This is a genomic window from Serratia sp. 3ACOL1 (assembly GCF_003668775.1).
Classification (GTDB): domain Bacteria; phylum Pseudomonadota; class Gammaproteobacteria; order Enterobacterales; family Enterobacteriaceae; genus Chania; species Chania fonticola.
This window is the reverse complement of sequence record NZ_CP033055.1, coordinates 1742536-1760981: the sequence shown is the minus strand read 5'-3', so window position 1 is coordinate 1760981 and position 18446 is coordinate 1742536. Positions and strand designations below refer to the sequence as shown.

The window sequence follows — 18446 nt, the reverse complement described above, 5'->3', positions numbered from 1 at the left end:
GCAGGTCATAGCTGGCCTGGCCTCTGGGGTTCGGCGTGAACAGGTTAGGCTGGCTAAATGCGTTCAGGTTGACCAGTTAGGCAACCATTAGAAAAAAACAGGTTGATCTCTTGCCAGAGTACCGCAATATAAATAAGAGATACGAATTGCCGCGGTACGGCGAGACAAATGGCTTCTTTTTAGAAGTATTAAATTCAGGTAAAGGTAATTATGGGCAAAGCTCTCGTAATAGTTGAGTCCCCGGCAAAAGCCAAAACTATTAATAAATATTTAGGTAATGACTACGTGGTGAAGTCCAGCGTCGGTCATATCCGTGATTTGCCGACCAGTGGCTCAGCTAGCAAAAAGAGCGCTGAGTCAACCGAAGACAAAACCAAAGACAAAGCCAAAAAGAAAGTCAAGAAAGATGAAAAGACCGCGCTGGTCAATCGCATGGGCGTCGATCCTTACCACGGGTGGGAAGCGCAATATGAGATTTTACCCGGTAAGGAAAAAGTGGTCGCCGAGTTAAAGTCGTTAGCCGAAAATGCTGACCACATTTACCTCGCAACCGACCTTGACCGCGAAGGGGAAGCCATCGCCTGGCACCTGCGGGAAGTGATCGGTGGAGACGACAAGCGCTTTAGCCGCGTGGTGTTTAACGAAATCACCAAAAACGCGATCCAGCAGGCGTTCCAAGCGCCAGGCGAGCTGAATATCGATCGTGTCAACGCACAGCAGGCGCGTCGCTTTATGGACCGCGTGGTGGGTTACATGGTTTCGCCACTGCTGTGGAAAAAAATTGCTCGTGGCCTGTCCGCTGGCAGGGTGCAGTCCGTTGCGGTACGGCTGGTGGTGGAGCGTGAGCGCGACATCAAAGCGTTCGTACCCGAAGAGTACTGGGAACTGCATGCCGATCTGCTGGCGAAAGGCGAAATCGCGCTGCAGATGGAAGTCACCCATGCCCACGATAAGCCGTTCAAACCGGTTAACCGTGAGCAGACTCATGCCGCGCTTAACCTGCTGGAAAAAGCCCGTTATACGGTGCTGGATCGTGAAGACAAGCCAACCAGCAGCAAACCGGGTGCACCGTTCATCACCTCCACGCTGCAACAGGCTGCCAGTACCCGCCTGAGCTTCGGCGTGAAGAAAACCATGATGATGGCGCAGCGTCTGTATGAAGCCGGTCATATCACCTACATGCGTACCGACTCCACCAACCTGAGTCAGGATGCGATCAACATGGTGCGTGGTTATATCGGTGACAACTTCGGCGACAAATACCTGCCGAAGGCGCCTAACCAATACAGCAGCAAAGAAAACTCCCAGGAAGCGCACGAAGCGATCCGTCCTTCCGATGTCAGCGTATTGGCTGAACAACTGAAAGATATGGAAGCGGATGCGCAGAAACTGTATCAGCTGATCTGGCGTCAGTTTGTCGCCTGTCAGATGACACCAGCGCAATACGACTCCACCACGCTGACGGTGAAAGCCGACGACTTCCTGCTGCGTGCCAAAGGCCGTACGCTGCGTTTCGATGGCTGGACCAAGGTGATGCCTGCGCTGCGTAAGGGCGATGAAGATCGCACTCTGCCGTTTGTGGAAGTGGGCAGCGAGCTGGATCTGCAAAAGCTGATCCCGAGCCAGCACTTTACCAAGCCACCGGCACGTTACAGTGAAGCTTCACTGGTTAAAGAGTTGGAAAAACGCGGAATTGGCCGTCCATCTACCTACGCCTCGATCATCTCGACCATTCAGGATCGTGGTTATGTGCGGGTAGAGAGCCGCCGGTTCTACGCGGAAAAAATGGGTGAGATTGTCACCGATCGCCTGGAAGAAAACTTCCGTGAGCTGATGAATTACGACTTCACCGCACGCATGGAAAATGGCCTGGACCAGGTCGCCAACAATCAGGCGGAATGGAAAGCAGTGCTGGACGAATTCTTTGCCGAATTCAGCGAGCAGTTGGAAACCGCCGAGAAAGACCCTGAAGAGGGCGGTATGCGCCCGAACCAGATGGTGATGACCAGCATTGACTGCCCGACCTGTGGCCGCAAGATGGGCATCCGCACCGCCAGTACCGGCGTGTTCCTTGGTTGTTCCGGTTATGCGTTGACGCCGAAAGAGCGCTGCAAAACCACCATCAACCTGGTGCCGGAAGCGGAAGTGCTGAACATCCTGGAAGGGGATGATGCAGAAACCAACGCCCTGCGTGCCCGCAAGCGCTGCCAGAAGTGCGGCACCGCGATGGACAGCTACCTGATCGACAACCAGCGCAAGCTGCACGTGTGTGGTAACAACCCGGCCTGTGATGGCTACGAAATCGAACAGGGCGAATTCCGCCTGAAAGGTTACGACGGCCCGATCGTTGAGTGTGAGAAATGTGGTTCCGAAATGCACCTGAAAATGGGGCGCTTTGGTAAGTACATGGGCTGCACCAACGAAAACTGCAAGAACACCCGTAAGATCCTGCGCAGCGGTGAAGTTGCGCCGCCGAAAGAGGATCCGGTCCCGCTGCCTGAGTTACCGTGCGAGAAATCGGACGCCTACTTTGTGTTGCGTGATGGGGCGGCAGGCGTGTTCCTGGCGGCCAACACCTTCCCTAAATCGCGCGAAACCCGTGCGCCGTTAGTGGAAGAGTTGCTGCGCTTCAAAGATCGTTTGCCGGAGAAATTGAGCTATCTGGCCGATGCGCCGGTGGCCGATCCGGAAGGCAACAAGACGATGGTGCGCTTCAGCCGTAAAACCAAGCAGCAGTATGTCTCATCAGAGAAAGACGGTAAGGCCACCGGCTGGTCCGCATTCTTTGTTGATGGCAAATGGGTTGAAGGCAAGAAGTAACCCGGCTGCAAGGCAGCACCAAAAAAACCAGCTCACTGAGCTGGTTTTTTATTGGCGAAAATCGGCTGGCGGATCTATTCTTCTCTGCTTTTTCTTATTTTTATCGGCAAGGCTCGGCGTTGATAATCATGCGAAAAGATCGTTATCATCTTGTGAAGCGGCTCTATACTTGGTAGCGCGACATGATATAATGGTTATATAAAAATGTTTTTTATGATTAAAGCTTATTAGCAACGGCGTTTTCATCAGCATCTGGGCGAAATCACTGTGTTTAAGGCTTGTGAGAATTAAGCATACCGGGGCAACACCGAGATACCTGGCTGCGGCAGGCCGCAGTGTTTTAACCTAGGATGGTATTCAAATATGAAATTGCAGCAGCTTCGTTACATCGTAGAAGTGGTGAATCATAACCTCAACGTCTCTTCCACGGCTGAAGGTCTCTATACCTCGCAACCGGGTATCAGCAAGCAGGTGAGGATGCTGGAGGATGAGCTAGGCATCCAGATTTTCGCCCGTAGCGGCAAGCACCTTACCCAGGTGACGCCTGCTGGCCAGGAAATTATCCGCATTGCTCGCGAAGTACTGTCCAAAGTAGAGGCCATCAAGGCCGTTGCCGGGGAACATACATACCCGGACAAAGGTTCGCTGTATGTGGCAACCACCCATACCCAGGCACGCTATGCCTTGCCCAATGTGATTAAAGGCTTTATCGAGCGTTATCCGCGCGTGTCGCTGCATATGCATCAGGGCTCGCCAACGCAAATTGCCGAAGCGGTTTCCAAAGGCTCTGCAGACTTTGCCATCGCTACCGAAGCGCTGCACCTGTATGACGATTTAATCATGCTGCCGTGCTACCACTGGAACCGGGCGGTAGTAGTGAAACCCGATCATCCTTTAGCGGGCAAGAGCCACATCACCATTGAAGAACTGGCAGAGTATCCTATCGTCACCTATACCTTCGGCTTTACGGGGCGCTCGGAGCTGGATACGGCGTTTAACCGGGCGGGGTTGACGCCGCGTATCGTGTTTACCGCCACCGATGCTGACGTGATCAAGACTTATGTACGCCTGGGGCTGGGTGTTGGCGTGATCGCCAGCATGGCGGTCGATCCGGTACAGGATCCGGATTTGGTGATGGTGGATGCCCGCGATATCTTCACCTATAGCACCACCAAGATCGGTTTCCGCCGCAGTACCTTCCTGCGCAGCTATATGTACGACTTTATCCAGCGTTTCGCACCGCATCTGACGCGCGACGTGGTCGATACCGCCGTGGCTTTACGCACCAATGATGAGATCGAAGCCATGTTCAAGGACATCAAACTGCCGACCAAATAGGCCGTTACCTTGAACCGCATTAAATCATTTAAACCGCCGAAGGGCGGTTTTTCACTATCTGATACCTGCTAACTCATTGACCTACCTGTAGCTTCCCGCCTTTGATTACTCTTGCCTATCGTTATGATCAATACGTGTTGTTATCAAAACGTTACATGGCGTTTGTGTTATCTTTAAATAACACCTCAGAAATCACCCTGGTTTGACATAATAAAAAATGGAGGAGCTATGTCGTCCGATCTTCGTAAAACGAGTATGGATAAGCTGGTAGCACTGGGTAGTGAGTATCACTATTACAGTTTGCCACTGGCGGCCAGACAGTTAGGGGATATTGACCGGCTGCCGAAATCGATGAAAGTGTTACTGGAAAACCTGTTGCGCCATGTGGATGGTGATACGGTACAGGTTGACGATCTGAAGGCGATCGTAGGTTGGTTGCAAACCGGCCATGCCGATCGCGAAATTGCTTATCGCCCGGCGCGGGTGCTGATGCAGGACTTCACCGGCGTACCTGCCGTGGTGGATTTGGCGGCAATGCGTGAGGCCGTTCTGCGCCTGGGCGGGAAAGTCGATCAGGTGAATCCGCTGTCACCGGTCGATCTGGTCATTGACCACTCTGTCACTGTCGATGAGTTTGGCGACGATGACGCCTTTGGCGAAAACGTGCGTATCGAAATGGAGCGTAACCACGAACGCTACACCTTCCTGCGGTGGGGGCAAAAGGCCTTCAACCGCTTCCGCGTGGTGCCACCCGGCACCGGCATCTGCCATCAGGTAAACCTGGAGTATCTGGGGCAAACCGTTTGGCATACCGAAGAGAATGGCCAACGCATTGCTTACCCCGATACCCTGGTGGGGACCGACTCCCACACCACCATGATTAACGGCCTTGGTATCCTCGGTTGGGGCGTTGGCGGTATTGAGGCCGAAGCTGCCATGCTGGGCCAGCCGGTCTCCATGCTGATCCCGGATGTGGTGGGTTTTAAACTCAGCGGTAAGTTATCCGAGGGGATTACGGCCACCGACCTGGTGCTGACCGTCACCCAAATGCTGCGTAAGCACGGCGTCGTCGGCAAGTTTGTTGAGTTTTATGGTGATGGGCTGGCCGATTTGCCGTTGGCGGACCGGGCAACCATTGCCAACATGTCGCCAGAGTTCGGGGCAACCTGTGGTTTCTTCCCGGTGGATGACGTGACATTGGGCTACCTGCAGTTAAGTGGCCGTAGCGCTGAGCAGATCGCATTGGTGGAAGCCTATGCCAAGGTTCAGGGGATGTGGCGTAATCCAGGCGATGAACCGGTGTTTACCAGCACGCTGTCGCTGGATATGTCAACGGTTGAGGCTAGCCTGGCAGGGCCGAAACGCCCGCAGGATCGCGTCGCGCTTCCGCAGGTGCCAACCGCATTCACCGCCGCGACCGAGCTGGAAATTGGCGGTCAGAAAGATAAGCAGGAAGTGAAAAGCTTCACGCTGGGAGGCAAAAGCTTGGAGCTAAATACCGGCGCGGTGGTGATCGCAGCCATTACCTCCTGTACCAACACCTCCAACCCGAGCGTGATGATGGCCGCTGGCCTGTTGGCCAAAAAAGCCGTTGAAAAGGGCTTGAAAACCAAGCCGTGGGTGAAAACTTCACTGGCACCGGGTTCCAAAGTGGTGACCGAATACTTCGACCGCGCCAAACTGACGCCGTACCTGGAGCAATTGGGCTTTAACCTGGTTGGCTACGGCTGTACGACCTGTATTGGTAACTCTGGCCCGTTGCCCGAGCCGATTGAGCAGGCGATCAAGGAAGGGGATCTTACCGTAGGCGCTGTGCTGTCCGGTAACCGTAACTTTGAAGGGCGTATCCACCCGCTGGTAAAAACCAACTGGCTGGCTTCGCCGCCACTGGTGGTTGCCTATGCGCTGGCAGGTAACATGAAGGTTGATCTGACCAAAGATGCGTTGGGCGTAGGTCGCGACGGGAAACCGGTTTATCTGAAGGATATCTGGCCTACCAGCCAGGAGATTGCCCAAGCCGTGGCCGAGGTCAGCACCGAAATGTTCCATAAGGAATATGGTGCCGTGTTTGATGGCGACGCCAGTTGGCAAGCGATCCAGGTGACCGGTTCCGCGACCTACGAATGGCAAGCTGACTCTACCTACATTCGCCATCCGCCATTCTTCAGTACCATGAAAGCGCAACCGGATCCGGTGCAGGACATTCACGGCGCACGTATTCTGGCAATCCTGGCAGACTCGGTGACCACTGACCATATCTCGCCTGCGGGCAACATCAAGCGTGACAGCCCAGCGGGGCGCTACCTGAGTGAACGTGGTGTCGAGGTGAAAGAGTTCAACTCTTACGGTTCGCGCCGCGGTAACCACGAAGTGATGATGCGGGGCACCTTCGCCAACATCCGTATCCGTAACGAAATGGTTCCGGGTGTGGAGGGGGGCTATACCCGCCATCTGCCTTCGCAGAATCAGATGGCGATCTATGATGCTGCCATGCAGTATCAGCAGGAGCAGGTGCCACTGGCGGTAATCGCTGGTAAAGAGTATGGCTCCGGCTCCAGCCGCGACTGGGCAGCCAAAGGCCCGCGTTTATTGGGGGTGCGAGTGGTGATCGCCGAATCCTTTGAGCGCATTCACCGTTCCAACCTGATTGGTATGGGTATCTTGCCGCTGGAATTCCCGCAGGGTATAACGCGCAAAACGCTGGGTTTGACGGGGGAGGAACTGATCGACGTGAGTGGTTTGCAGGCGTTGCAACCCGGCCAGACGGTGCCGGTCAATATCACCTATGCCGATGGCCGGCAGGTGGTGGTGAACACCCGTTGCCGCATTGATACCGGCAATGAGCTGACTTATTACCAGAACGACGGCATCCTGCACTACGTTATCCGTAAAATGCTGTAGAGAGAACAAGGGCGCCAAAAGGCGCCCTTGTTGTTATTTTTTGTCCAGCAAGTGGCCCATTTTAGCGGCCTTGGTGGCCAGATAACGCTCGTTCTTCGGGTTACGGCCAACGATCAACGGTACGCGCTCGGAGATATTAATGCCCGCTTCGCTCAGGATCTCGACCTTCTTCGGGTTATTGGTCAGCAGGCGCACCGCATCTACCCCCAGCAGTTTGAACATATCGGCGCACAGGGTGAAGTCTCGCTCATCGGCGGCAAAGCCTAGCTGATGGTTGGCTTCCACCGTATCCGCCCCTTTATCCTGCAAGGCATAGGCGCGTATCTTGTTCAACAGACCGATATTACGGCCTTCCTGGCGGTGATACAGCAGAATGCCACGGCCTTCCTCGGCGATCTGTTCCAACGCGGCTTCCAGTTGAAAACCGCAGTCACAGCGCAGGCTGAACAGCGCATCACCGGTCAGACATTCGGAATGAACCCGTGAGAGGACCGGTGTTTCACCGGTAATATCGCCGAAAACCAGTGCCAGATGATCCTGCCCGGTGGCCAGTTCTTCGAACCCCACCATCAGAAAATCACCCCATGGTGTTGGCAGTTTGGCTTCCGCCACACGTTTAAGCTGCATGTCACTCTCCAAAAACACTACCTGTCAAATCGCTGCGTGCATCCTACGACTGGAACAGGGGACTGACCAGCATTAAAACAGACGGCGACGATCGCTATTTCATTCTTTACCGGCTATTTTGCCATAACTTGTGGCCGAGCGGTGCTCAGCAAAGCAGCATACGGCGTTTTACCGCTCCTATTGTTGCAATAGGTCATTTATCTATCTAATTTCTCTTGTTTTGCTGAGTTCGCAAGATTGTTACACTGCGGGTTAACCACAGCGGAAGGATAATGGGATGTTAAAGATAGCAAAACGCACGGTGGGCGGAGCGATAGTGCTGATGTTGTTGCCGCTGGCGGTCTGGCTTTTTGGCTGGCACTGGCAACCCGGCGGTAATGACGGCCTGTTAAAAGCGCTGTTCTGGGTGACGGAAACTGTCACTGCGCCCTGGGGTATTTTCACCAGCCTGATCCTGTCGGCCTGGTTTCTGTGGTGTCTGCGTTTTCGGCTGAAACCGGCGGTGGGGCTGTTCATCCTGTTGTCTGCGGCAGTCGGAATTGGTCAGGCGGTCAAATCCGCCATCAAAGAGCAGGTGCAGGCACCTCGACCGTTTGTCATATGGCTGGAGTCGACCCATCAGATTGATGAAAAATACTTCTACTCGTTGGACAGAAAGCAGCGTAGCGCCTTGGTCAAAGAGCAGTTGCAGGGCCAGGCGCTGGTGCCTGAATGGTTGAGCAAACACTGGCAGTTTGAGACCGGCTTTTCGTTCCCTTCAGGCCACACGATGTTTGCCGCTACGTGGGCATTGCTGGGGGTCGGGTTACTGTGGCCACGGAGGCACTTTAAAACCGTAGCGGTACTGATGGTTTGGGCATTTGGCGTGATGGCGAGCCGCCTGATGCTCGGCATGCATTGGCCGCGGGATCTGGCGATGGCGATTGTCATAAGCTGGCTGCTGGTTACCCTGGCCAGTTGGCTGACTCAGCGTTGGTTTGGGCCACTCACCATTCCGCCGCAGGAGCAGCAGGAAATCGGCGAGCGGGAACGCGATAAGTGATTTCGCACGGAAGGTGATGAAAATTTTTCGTGACGTTGTCACATTTTAGCGGCTCCAACCCGGGGCCGCATCAACGCTGGTTTTTACCCTGCATTGCAATCTGTTCTTTCGCCCCCATATCTTATCAAACCCGTGATTTTGAGAAGCTTTCTCATTAATTTGCTCGGGCGCTGCATTTCTTGCTGAATATCCCAGCAGATCTACGGTTTTATCGTCTGCCAGGGTTTCCCTGCTACGATGGGAAATGCTAACTTAAGTCATAGGGACGCCACTTAGCGGCAATTACCCGTGGGCGGCAAACCCTGTATTGGGTTCCGGTTTGTGGCCTTGGGGGTAGAGTTCATCCGATTCACTCGGCATTGCGGGAAAGAATGTGAAATATTTACTGATTTTTTTACTGGTTCTGGTGATTTTCGTGGCTTCAGTCACGCTGGGCGCGCATAACGACCAGGTGGTGACGTTTAACTATTTGGTTGCTCAGGGCGAATATCCTGTATCTACCCTGTTGGCCACCCTGTTTGGTGCTGGCTTTGTGTTGGGGTGGATTATTTGTGGGTTATTTTATCTGCGCACACGTATCGCTCTTGGGCGTGCAGAGCGGAAAATCAAAAGGCTGGAACTGCAGCTCGAAGCACCTGTCGAGCCGGCACCGTTGCCCGCAGTCAGCAAGGAATAATCTGTTATGTTAGAGCTGCTGTTTCTGTTGCTGCCTGTAGCTGCCGCGTACGGTTGGTACATGGGGCGCAGAAGTGCTCAGCAGGATAAACAACAGGAAGCCAACCGCCTGTCGCGTGAATACGTGGCTGGGGTTAACTTCCTGCTTTCCAACCAACAGGATAAAGCGGTCGATCTGTTTCTCGACATGTTGAAAGAGGACAGCAATACCGTTGAAGCCCATCTGACGTTGGGCAATCTGTTCCGTTCTCGTGGTGAGGTCGATCGCGCCATCCGCATCCATCAGGCCTTGATGGAAAGCGCTTCTCTAACCTTCGAACAGCGTCTGCTGGCGATACAGCAACTGGGGCGTGACTATATGGCCGCCGGGTTGTATGACCGCGCCGAGGACATGTTCAGCCAGTTAATCAATGAAGAAGACTTCCGTGTTTCCGCGCTGCAGCAATTACTGGTGATCCACCAGGCCACCAGCGACTGGCAGAAAGCCATCGAAGTGGCAGAAAAGCTGGTCAAACTGGGTAAGGAAAAGCAGCGCGTCGAGATCGCGCATTTTTACTGTGAGCTGGCCCTGCAGGCGATGGGCAGCGACGATCTGGACAAGGCGATGGGTCTGCTCAAGCGCGCGGCCTCGGCGGATAAACAGTGCGCTCGCGTGTCGATCATGGTTGGGCGTATCTTCATGGCGCAAGAGGAGTATGCCAAGGCGGTAGAAACCCTGACGCGGGTATTGGATCAAGATAAAGAGCTGGTCAGCGAAGCGTTACCGATGCTGCAGGAATGCTACCAGCATTTGCCTCAACAACAGCAAGACTGGGCAGACTTCCTCAAACGTTGTGTGGCGGAGAATACCGGTGCCACGGCGGAATTGATGCTGGCGGAAGTGATCGAGCAGCGGGAAGGGAGCGATGTGGTGCAGGTGTACATCAATCGCCAGTTGCAGCGCCATCCGACCATGCGCGTGTTTTATCGCCTGATGGATTATCATCTGGCAGATGCAGAAGACGGGCGCGCCAAAGAAAGCCTGCTGTTGCTACGGGATATGGTGGGCGAGCAGATCCGTACCAAACCGCGCTACCGCTGCCACAAATGCGGTTTTACCGCCCATTCACTTTACTGGCATTGTCCTTCGTGCCGGGCCTGGTCTTCGGTTAAACCGATACGCGGGCTGGACGGGCAATAAAAGAGCTTGTTAACTAGGGGCGCTGCAAATGCGGCGCCCGCTTAGATTGTCCGGGGTTACTTTTTCTTGCCGCTTTTCGCGCCGCCTTTCAGCAGTTGGCGCAGCTTCTTCAGCTCTTTCTGGCTAAGAGGTTGTTCAACCTCCTCTTCGGTACCCTGATTATCGATATCGTCATGATGCAGCGGAGCCGCTTTCTTGCTGGCTTTGGCCGGGACTTCGAAGCTATGCTCCAGCCGTTGGCACACCTCTGCACTCAATGAAAGCTGGTTCTCCAAGGCCATTGCCTTGATTTGCTCTTTCAGTGCCAGAGGGATCTTGATGGTAAGTGTCGATATCTCGCTCATTTTGCTGCCTTTTACGCGGGAGGTTACCATCAAGCTAAGTCAGCCATGCAGATCTGTCTAGTGTGTAATAAAAATTTAATAATTTTGTAACATAAGTAGGCTACATAAACGCGCCACGCTTTCCTCATTTTTCTGGTCGAGCTACTATGAGCCATGACTGAACCCGATCTCAATTTACTTATCGCCCTTGATGCGCTGCTTGCTGAAGTTAGCGTGGCTGGTGCTGCGCGTCGTCTTGGCCTCAGCGCTTCGGCCATGAGCCGCACGCTCACCCGGTTACGCACCGTTACCGAAGATCCCTTGTTGGTGCGCGCCGGCCGCCACATGGTGCTGACGCCTTATGCCGAAGAGCTCCGGGAACGTACGCAAAATGCCGTATTTGCGGCGCGTTCGGTGCTGCGCCCTTCGGCCACAGAATTGAACCTCGCCACGCTGGAACGAACCTTTATCATTCGTGCCAATGAGGGGTTTGTGGAGGCATTTGGAGCTTCACTGATTGCGGCAGCGGCGAAGGCAGCGCCTTTGGTGCGCCTGCGCTTTTCACCCAAACCAGAGAAAACCTCAAAGCATCTGCGTGAAGGTCTGGTCGATCTTGAGATTGGCGTCTTGGGGACCATGGGGCCGGAAATACGCTTGCAGGCGCTGTTCAGGGATCGCTTCGTTGGGGTGGTAAGAGCGGGGCATCTGCTGACGCGGGAACCAGAGGTGACTGCCAGCCAGTATGCCGCGTTGGGCCATGTTGTCGCTTCCCGGCGGGAGCGCACCGACGGGCCGGTAGACGAAGCATTGGCTGAACTAGGTTTGCGGCGCAACATTGCCGCCGTGGTGCCGAGTTTCCCGGCAGCCTTGGCCGTAGCTCAGGAGTCCGATCTGGTGGCGTTGGTGCCTGCCTCATTCTTGATCAATCAACCGGTGGCCAATATTGATGGGGGCGTAGGGACACTCTGGGCTTTTGAACTGCCGGTAACCACCAGGGCGATTACGATATCGCAGCTGTGGCATCCCCGCTCAGAGGCGGATCCGGCTCATCGCTGGTTGCGGCAATTGGTACTGAATGTCTGCCGCAAGTTGGTACCAGAATAAAAACATGTGGGCTGTGGTGCAGTAGGGGATGGGCGCCGAATGCAGCGCCCGTTCAGATAATCTAGAGGGGGGTTCGAACTTATTTATAGATGACCGCGTTGCCGTGCAGCATGTTGTTGCCACCGGCGGCGACAATGCGGTAGCTGCTAGCGCCTTGGGCTTCGGCTTTGGCCGCCAGCTTGGCTTCCAGGCTGCTCAGGGTGGTAACGCCACCGGCAGAAACTACGCCAACTTCGGTCAGGCTCTGTGCCTGTTGCTGGCTGACCGGCTCAGCGGCAACGCTGGCAAATGAGGTTAGGGCCAGAACGGTAGCTGCTGCAAAATATTTGATGCCTTTCATGAGTATCTCCAATTTGGTTTTCAGGGTGAAAGTGTTTCCGCTTTCGATGTGTTGAATGATAAAGCATTTATAAACCGATGAAATCGGATAGGCTTGAGCATGTTAATCAAATTATTTGATTAAGAATTTACGCTTCTTTACCGCGTTTTACTCACCCTGGGTTAAGGGCGCAGGGTGTTATTGACAGTCGATGACCAACGCTGCGTTAACATTACGTAACGGCAACGGGTTGCGTGACTGGGATTTCCTCTGTCTGGCATGTAGAATGCGGCGGTCAGTTTTGCTGGCGGCTCACTCATCATGTCCATTTCACACAAGGTAGAAGCTATGAAGTCTGAAAATAACTCAAATAACAATGACTTAAAATCATCGCCCATCATCGTGGCATTGGATTACGCCGACCGTTCCGCCGCATTGGCCTTTGCTGACCGCATCGATCCGCAAGATTGCCGGCTAAAAGTGGGTAAAGAGATGTTCACCCTGTTCGGGCCTGAGATTGTGCGCGATCTGCATCAGCGTGGATTTGAGGTGTTTCTCGATTTGAAATTCCACGATATTCCTAACACCACGGCGCATGCCGTAGCCGCTGCGGCGGAGTTGGGCGTATGGATGGTGAACGTACATGCCAGCGGTGGTGCTCGCATGATGAACGCTGCCAAAGAGGCGCTGCTACCTTATGGCGCGGATGCACCGCTATTGATTGCCGTCACCGTTCTCACCAGCATGGAGGCGGAAGATCTGCGCGCCATTGGTATCGAACTCAGCCCGGCAGAACAGGCGGAAAGATTGGCTCGCCTGACGCGCGACTGTGGCCTGGACGGCGTGGTCTGTTCTGCACAGGAAGCTTCACGCCTGAAAGCTGCCTGTGGCAACCAATTCCAACTGGTTACCCCAGGTATTCGCCCGGAAGGCAGTGCTGCAGGCGATCAGCGCCGCGTGATGACGCCGGTGCAGGCTTTGGCCGCCGGAGTTGATTATATGGTGATCGGCCGCCCAATTACGCAATCCGCCGATCCAGCGGCAGCGCTCAGCGCTATTCGAGCCTCACTGGTTTAAGGAGCCCAACATGAATGATGATAATAGCCGCCTGGTGTACTCCACCGACAGCGGGCGTATCAAGCAGGAAGAAGCCAAGCCAGAGCGCGCCAAAGGCGATGGCATCGTGCGTATTCAACGCCAGACCAGCGGCAGAAAAGGCAAGGGGGTTTGCCTGATCACCGGTGTCGATCTGGATGATGCGGCACTGGATAAACTGGCTGCCGAACTGAAAAAGAAATGCGGCTGTGGTGGTTCGGTGAAGGATGGTGTGATCGAGATCCAGGGCGACAAACGCGACCTGCTAAAGCAATTGCTGGAAGCCAAGGGCATGAAGGTTAAGCTGGCAGGCGGTTGAGCAGCTGAATGAAATATGCCGCAGTGTGTCACTGCGGCTGCATTCATCGAAATGATAATCGTAAAAATAGACCTGAAAGATTTTTTTCAATTAGACGTCAAAGCGTGAACGCTTTTGTCAGCCTATCGGCAGAGGTATCAGCAAGCCGTGGCTTATTTACTCACCTGGTGACCGATGATGCCACCAACGGCGGCACCGCCGACGGTCCCCAACGCGCTGCCGTTAGTCAGCACCGCACCGCCTACCGCACCTGCACCAGCACCAATCGCCGTGTTGCGGTCACGTTTAGACATATTCGAACAGGCACTCAGCGACAGAGCCAGGGTAATCACCACTGCGGCAGTGGCCAAACGTTGATTAATGATCATAATGAGTTCTCCTTAGCATCGGCTATATGGAACTACTTTGCTGGCATAGTACAGCTTAAGTATAGGCAGTAATCAGCAAACTGGCCTGAGACTGTCTTCCAGACAACCTTGAAATAAAAAATGGCATTTATTGCACAAAACAGGGCAATTAAAAAATCAGGGCGGTTTTTTCGCCTTGTTTCAGTATAAATCTCTGACGAGGGATAAATAGGGAAATAGTCTTAATTTAGCCCGGGTCGGCAGGCGATTATTCCGAATCAGCCGCCACACATCTTGGTATATCCAGCAGAACTCTACGTGGTCTTTAGCGATCTATCCCATACCGGCTTGTAGCTCACCTGCTGACAATAGTCGCAGACCAAGCCACAAGGACAAGATCATGCTCAACGAACTAAAACAACAGGTGCTGGAAGCCAACCTTCAACTTCCGCGCCATCATCTGGTGACCTTTACCTGGGGCAATGTCAGCGCCGTAGACCGCCAGCAGGGGCTGATGGTGATCAAACCTTCCGGCGTTGAGTATGATGCCATGACCTGTGAGGATATGGTGGTGGTGGAACTGGAGAGCGGCAAGGTGGTGGAGGGGAGTAAAAAGCCTTCTTCCGATACGGATACCCACCGGGTGCTGTACCTGAACTTTGCTGCCGCGGGTGGGATCGTTCACACCCACTCGCGCCATGCCACCATTTGGGCACAGGCCGGATTAGCCATCCCCGCCTGGGGAACGACACATGCAGACTACTTCTATGGCGATATTCCCTGTACTAGGCTAATGCGGGACGAAGAGATCAACGGCCGTTATGAATGGGAAACCGGGCAGGTGATCGTCGAAACCTTCAGAGAGCGCGGGTTGGATGCTGCCCAGATACCTGCGGTGCTGGTGCATTCCCACGGTCCATTTGCCTGGGGCAAAGATGCTGACAGCGCGGTGCATAATGCCGTCGTGTTGGAAGAGTTGGCTTATATGGGGATCTTCTCGCGCCAGTTAGCGCCTGGGTTGGGCAATATGCAGCAGACCCTGCTGGACAAGCACTATCTACGCAAGCACGGTGCGCATGCCTATTACGGGCAGTAACCTCACCACGGGGCCGAACGGCCCCGCAGCCGTTATTCGTTAACCAGATCCAACTTGATACCTTGGCGTTTGAGCAATTGCTGGTAGTCGTTGGCGATGCGTGAATCGGTGATCACCCGCCCAATCTGGCTCATTGGCTCCAATGGATTAGGTTGGATCTGGCCAAATTTTGACGAGTCGGTCAGCACAATGTTCTCTACGCCTTTAGCTAACACCGCATTGACCACGTCGGCACGCATCATATCGCGGCCGGTGAAGCCAGTTTCCGCGTGATAGCCATCCACCCCGATAAACGCCTTGCTGAAGTGCACCTGCTGGATACACATGCGGGTTAACGGGCCAACCACGGTTTCACTCTTCTTCTGATACATGCCGCCGAGTACGATCACATCGCAGTCGGTCTCTTTAAGCAGATGGGCGATGTAATGGCTGACGGTGATCAGCGTGACGCGCTTGCGCTCGGCCAGATAGCGGGCCAGTAAGGCGTTGGCACTACCGCTCTCGATAAAGATGGTTTCGCCATCGTTGACCAACGATGCAGCATATTGTGCCAGCTTCTGCTTAAGCGTGAAGTTGGACATCATGCGGGCATCAACGTCGTCGCTTTCCAGCGCAACGGCAGAACCGTGAACGCGTTTCAGATAGCTGCGCTTTTCCAACAGATTGAGATCCTGGCGGATCGTCACCTCAGAAACACCAGAGGCGCGCGCCAACTCGCCAACGCTGATGCGCCTGCGGTCATTCACCAACTGCAAAATGGTTTGTTGTCTTGAATTCATAGCGGCCTGATAGGCGGCCACCAAAGGGTGACCGCAACGATTCACTGATTAAAGAGTATGTTCGGTACGCGCGATAATGTCATCCTGCGCATCTGGGGATAATGCGGTAAAGAAGGCAGAATATCCAGCTACGCGTACCACTAAATCGCGATATTGGTCAGGATGTTGCTTCGCGGCCAGCAGCGTTTCCCGTGACACAATATTATACTGCACGTGCCAGCCATGGTAAGCCTCGAAGAAAGTGCGCAGCATCAGCATCAGTTTTTCGCGATCACGCGGGTTCTCCAGCGTTGACGGGTTCAGCTTCTGGTTCAGCAACACGCCACCCAGAATCGATTCGGTGGGCAGTTTGCTCAGCGAGTTGAACACCGCCGTTGGGCCAAGATGGTCGGTGCCGGAGGCCGGGCTAGCCCCTTCCGCCAATGGCGTATGTGCTTTACGGCCGTCTGGAGTAGCCATGGTGGCAGCACCAAACGGGACGTTGGCCGAAATGGAGGAAGTGCCCGCATAGTAGGTACCACCGATCGGGCCACGGCCAAAGCGGGTGTTGTGATACTGCTTCAGTTCGTCGATATAGGTCTGGTAGGCACGTACCAGCAGTTGATCGACATCATCCACATCGTTGCCGTATTTTGGCGCCGCGTTGATCAAGCGTTGGCGCAGCTGCTCGCCGTCCAGCCCAGCAAAGTCGTTAGCAAGAGCCTGAGCCAGCTGTTGCTGACCAATAATCCCCTGATCGAACACCAGCTTGCGTACCGCTTCCAGGCTGTTACCCAGGTTGGCGATCCCAACCTGCAGGCCGGACACCCAGTCATATTTCGCACCGCCTTGTTTGACGCTCTTTCCGTGCTCGATGCAATCATCTACCAAGGCCGAGCAAACAATGTCGTGGGCATTTTCTTCCAGTACGGTATCGACTACGCACTCAATCTCAATCGATTTGCGGGTGTAATAGCGGATCTGCGTATCCCAGGCCTCCAGCACCTGGTCAAACTGACTAAAGTTGCCCTGAGACAGCCCCAGCTCCTGCGGTAGGAAAATCTTGCCGGAGGTGGCGTCGCGCCCTTGCTCCAGTGCTGCCAACATCACGCGGGCAAAGTTGATAAAGCTCATCCCGGTACAGCGATAGCCCCATTTGCCACCAACGGCGGTTTCGATACAGCCGATAGCGGCATAATCGTAGGCATCCTGCGGTTCGACACCCAGCTTGATAAACTCGGGGATCACGATCTCATCGTTGTTAAACGCCGGCATGCCAAAACCGCAGCGGATCACCTGCACGCAGGCGTCAAGGAAATCATTACTGATCCCGGCGTGATAGCGCACGCTGAGGTTGGGCTGCGTAGAACGCAGACGGCCACAGGATTCCAGAATGGTGTAAGAGAGTGGGTTGACGGCGTCACAAGGTTGGCCATTGACCAGCTTCTGGCCGCCGATGGTAACGTTCTGATACAGCGGGCTACCGGCGGAAGCTTTGGAGTGCGAGCCGGAACGGATCTTGTTCACTTCCAGCAGTTTCAACCAGCAGCTGTGCAGCATTTCGATGGCTTTTTCGCGTGGCAGGCTTTGCTCCAACTCCACATCACGGCGATACCAAGGATACAGATATTGGTCGAGGCGGCCAAAGGATACGGAGTGGCCGTTGGACTCGATCTGCAGGAACAGCTGAATGAAGTAACACAGTTGCAGCGCCTGCCAGAAGGTCTGTGGTGGTTGATGAGCGATCAGTTCGCAGTTGGCTGCCATGGTTAACAGCTCTTCACGCCGCCAGATGCGTTGCTCTTCCTGGGCCATTTCACGGGCCAACTGGGCAAAGCGCAGGATATGCTCGCTGAGAGCGTCTAGCGAGATGTCGATAGCCTTGAGGAACTGTTCCTTATGCAGGTCGTCCCAGTCCGTCAGGTGCAAGCGTTCACGGCGCTCAGACACTTTCTCACGCAGGCCATCCAGACCTTTTTCCAGCAACAGCGGGAAGTTGACCGCCAGGTGCGCATCGCCAGACGTCATGTTGCCTTCCGCCTTGATGATACCGGTAGCCAGCAGGGCTTTTTGCTCATCGGTGAACATGCCGTAGCAGCGATCCTGCACGGTCTGACCACGCCACCATGGGCACAGGGTATGCAATACCTTTTTATCCTGTTCGCTGACGGAGAAGCCAGCGCCGGGGCGATCGGCCAACTCGTCAATTTCGCTTTCGATCCAACTGACGGTGTATTCCGGGAAGATTGGCGCGGCACGTAGCTGGCTAGCCTGGTTACCGATAATCAGCTCATCATTCTTGATCCAGATGCTCCGTTTGGCCAGATGGTTGGCCAACGCCATGGCACGCCTTACCGGCAGCGGTTTATCCTGATGCTGCTGGTAAGTTTCGGTGTAGTGCTGGGCGCGTTCGGTACAGACCGGTGGCTTGACGATATGGATCAGCGCGTTCTTGTGCGCTAGCGTGCGTTCGGTCAGGGTAGTCAGATCCAGCGTTGTCAT

At 54.5% G+C, this 18446-nt stretch carries 16 protein-coding genes; 10 read left to right on the top strand and 6 right to left on the bottom strand.

Annotated elements, in window-relative coordinates; translation table 11 throughout:
- The first annotated feature begins 210 nt into the window (after positions 1-210).
- The 3 genes from topA (at position 211) to acnA (ending at position 7059) form a co-directional block, all read left to right on the top strand.
- Positions 211-2820: a type I DNA topoisomerase gene (gene topA / locus D9980_RS08065; protein ID WP_121606978.1), complete on the top strand. Its 2610-nt coding sequence runs from the start codon at positions 211-213 to the stop codon at positions 2818-2820.
- 363 nt (positions 2821-3183) lie between these two features.
- Positions 3184-4158, top strand: coding sequence for an HTH-type transcriptional regulator CysB (gene cysB / locus D9980_RS08060; protein WP_021181263.1), 975 nt, complete (start codon positions 3184-3186; stop codon positions 4156-4158).
- A 228-nt stretch (positions 4159-4386) separates the two neighbouring features.
- On the top strand, positions 4387-7059 hold the full coding sequence (gene acnA, locus D9980_RS08055; protein ID WP_121606977.1) for an aconitate hydratase AcnA: 2673 nt from the start codon (positions 4387-4389) through the stop codon (positions 7057-7059).
- A gap of 33 nt (positions 7060-7092) precedes the next feature.
- Here the strand turns inward: acnA and ribA are convergent, their stop codons facing one another.
- Positions 7093-7686: a GTP cyclohydrolase II gene (gene ribA / locus D9980_RS08050; RefSeq protein ID WP_024486958.1), complete on the bottom strand. Its 594-nt coding sequence runs from the start codon at positions 7684-7686 to the stop codon at positions 7093-7095.
- Positions 7687-7963: 277 nt separating this feature from the next.
- Between ribA and pgpB the strand changes: the two genes are divergently transcribed.
- From pgpB to lapB, 3 genes are all read left to right on the top strand, one after another.
- Positions 7964-8728, top strand: coding sequence for a phosphatidylglycerophosphatase B (gene pgpB / locus D9980_RS08045; RefSeq protein WP_121606976.1), 765 nt, complete (start codon positions 7964-7966; stop codon positions 8726-8728).
- A 373-nt stretch (positions 8729-9101) separates the two neighbouring features.
- On the top strand, positions 9102-9404 hold the full coding sequence (locus D9980_RS08040) for a LapA family protein (RefSeq protein ID WP_024486501.1): 303 nt from the start codon (positions 9102-9104) through the stop codon (positions 9402-9404).
- 6 nt (positions 9405-9410) lie between these two features.
- The gene (gene lapB, locus D9980_RS08035) at positions 9411-10583 is read left to right on the top strand and encodes a lipopolysaccharide assembly protein LapB (RefSeq protein ID WP_121606975.1); all 1173 of its coding nucleotides are present in this window, start codon (positions 9411-9413) and stop codon (positions 10581-10583) included.
- Between the two features lie 56 nt (positions 10584-10639).
- Here lapB and D9980_RS08030 read toward each other — a convergent pair whose 3' ends face one another.
- On the bottom strand, positions 10640-10927 hold the full coding sequence (locus D9980_RS08030; protein WP_024487006.1) for an Arc family DNA-binding protein: 288 nt from the start codon (positions 10925-10927) through the stop codon (positions 10640-10642).
- A 153-nt stretch (positions 10928-11080) separates the two neighbouring features.
- Here D9980_RS08030 and D9980_RS08025 point away from each other — a divergent pair, with 153 nt between their 5' ends.
- The gene (locus tag D9980_RS08025; RefSeq protein ID WP_121606974.1) at positions 11081-12010 is read left to right on the top strand and encodes a LysR family transcriptional regulator; all 930 of its coding nucleotides are present in this window, start codon (positions 11081-11083) and stop codon (positions 12008-12010) included.
- 79 nt (positions 12011-12089) lie between these two features.
- Here D9980_RS08025 and D9980_RS08020 read toward each other — a convergent pair whose 3' ends face one another.
- Positions 12090-12350, bottom strand: a complete 261-nt coding sequence (locus D9980_RS08020; protein ID WP_024487004.1) for a YdgH/BhsA/McbA-like domain containing protein — start codon at positions 12348-12350, stop codon at positions 12090-12092.
- Positions 12351-12677: 327 nt separating this feature from the next.
- Between D9980_RS08020 and pyrF the strand changes: the two genes are divergently transcribed.
- Entirely contained in the window at positions 12678-13406 is a 729-nt protein-coding gene (pyrF, locus tag D9980_RS08015; RefSeq protein WP_202727405.1) for an orotidine-5'-phosphate decarboxylase, read from the top strand.
- A 10-nt stretch (positions 13407-13416) separates the two neighbouring features.
- Complete coding sequence (yciH, locus tag D9980_RS08010) at positions 13417-13743, top strand: stress response translation initiation inhibitor YciH (RefSeq protein WP_024529279.1); 327 nt, start codon at positions 13417-13419, stop codon at positions 13741-13743.
- Positions 13744-13895: 152 nt separating this feature from the next.
- On the opposite strand, the gene osmB is transcribed toward yciH, so the two are convergent.
- Positions 13896-14114 (bottom strand): osmotically-inducible lipoprotein OsmB, encoded by a 219-nt coding sequence (gene osmB, locus D9980_RS08005; protein WP_037375983.1) that lies wholly within the window; start codon positions 14112-14114, stop codon positions 13896-13898.
- Positions 14115-14490: 376 nt separating this feature from the next.
- Between osmB and araD the strand changes: the two genes are divergently transcribed.
- Positions 14491-15186, top strand: coding sequence for an L-ribulose-5-phosphate 4-epimerase (gene araD, locus D9980_RS08000; RefSeq protein WP_121606972.1), 696 nt, complete (start codon positions 14491-14493; stop codon positions 15184-15186).
- Positions 15187-15218: 32 nt separating this feature from the next.
- Here the strand turns inward: araD and D9980_RS07995 are convergent, their stop codons facing one another.
- Both D9980_RS07995 and D9980_RS07990 read right to left on the bottom strand, forming a co-directional pair.
- Positions 15219-15965, bottom strand: coding sequence for a DNA-binding transcriptional regulator YciT (locus D9980_RS07995; protein WP_024486514.1), 747 nt, complete (start codon positions 15963-15965; stop codon positions 15219-15221).
- A 48-nt stretch (positions 15966-16013) separates the two neighbouring features.
- Positions 16014-18446 carry a formate C-acetyltransferase/glycerol dehydratase family glycyl radical enzyme gene (locus tag D9980_RS07990; RefSeq protein WP_121606971.1) on the bottom strand — a complete coding sequence of 811 codons (2433 nt, stop codon included), beginning with the start codon at positions 18444-18446 and terminating at the stop codon, positions 16014-16016.

Excerpts from the sequence above, each read along its gene's own strand:
- D9980_RS08030 (WP_024487006.1), bottom strand. The coding sequence starts at position 10,927 with ATGAGCGAGATATCGACACTTACCATCAAGATCCCTCTGGCACTGAAA.
- D9980_RS07990 (WP_121606971.1), bottom strand. The coding sequence starts at position 18,446 with ATGACAACGCTGGATCTGACTACCCTGACCGAACGCACGCTAGCGCAC.
- yciH (WP_024529279.1), top strand. The coding sequence starts at position 13,417 with ATGAATGATGATAATAGCCGCCTGGTGTACTCCACCGACAGCGGGCGT.
- araD (WP_121606972.1), top strand. The coding sequence starts at position 14,491 with ATGCTCAACGAACTAAAACAACAGGTGCTGGAAGCCAACCTTCAACTT.
- pgpB (WP_121606976.1), top strand. The coding sequence starts at position 7,964 with ATGTTAAAGATAGCAAAACGCACGGTGGGCGGAGCGATAGTGCTGATG.
- D9980_RS08025 (WP_121606974.1), top strand. The coding sequence starts at position 11,081 with ATGACTGAACCCGATCTCAATTTACTTATCGCCCTTGATGCGCTGCTT.
- D9980_RS07995 (WP_024486514.1), bottom strand. The coding sequence starts at position 15,965 with ATGAATTCAAGACAACAAACCATTTTGCAGTTGGTGAATGACCGCAGG.
- topA (WP_121606978.1), top strand. The coding sequence starts at position 211 with ATGGGCAAAGCTCTCGTAATAGTTGAGTCCCCGGCAAAAGCCAAAACT.
- cysB (WP_021181263.1), top strand. The coding sequence starts at position 3,184 with ATGAAATTGCAGCAGCTTCGTTACATCGTAGAAGTGGTGAATCATAAC.
- D9980_RS08020 (WP_024487004.1), bottom strand. The coding sequence starts at position 12,350 with ATGAAAGGCATCAAATATTTTGCAGCAGCTACCGTTCTGGCCCTAACC.
- acnA (WP_121606977.1), top strand. The coding sequence starts at position 4,387 with ATGTCGTCCGATCTTCGTAAAACGAGTATGGATAAGCTGGTAGCACTG.
- pyrF (WP_202727405.1), top strand. The coding sequence starts at position 12,678 with ATGAAGTCTGAAAATAACTCAAATAACAATGACTTAAAATCATCGCCC.
- lapB (WP_121606975.1), top strand. The coding sequence starts at position 9,411 with ATGTTAGAGCTGCTGTTTCTGTTGCTGCCTGTAGCTGCCGCGTACGGT.
- ribA (WP_024486958.1), bottom strand. The coding sequence starts at position 7,686 with ATGCAGCTTAAACGTGTGGCGGAAGCCAAACTGCCAACACCATGGGGT.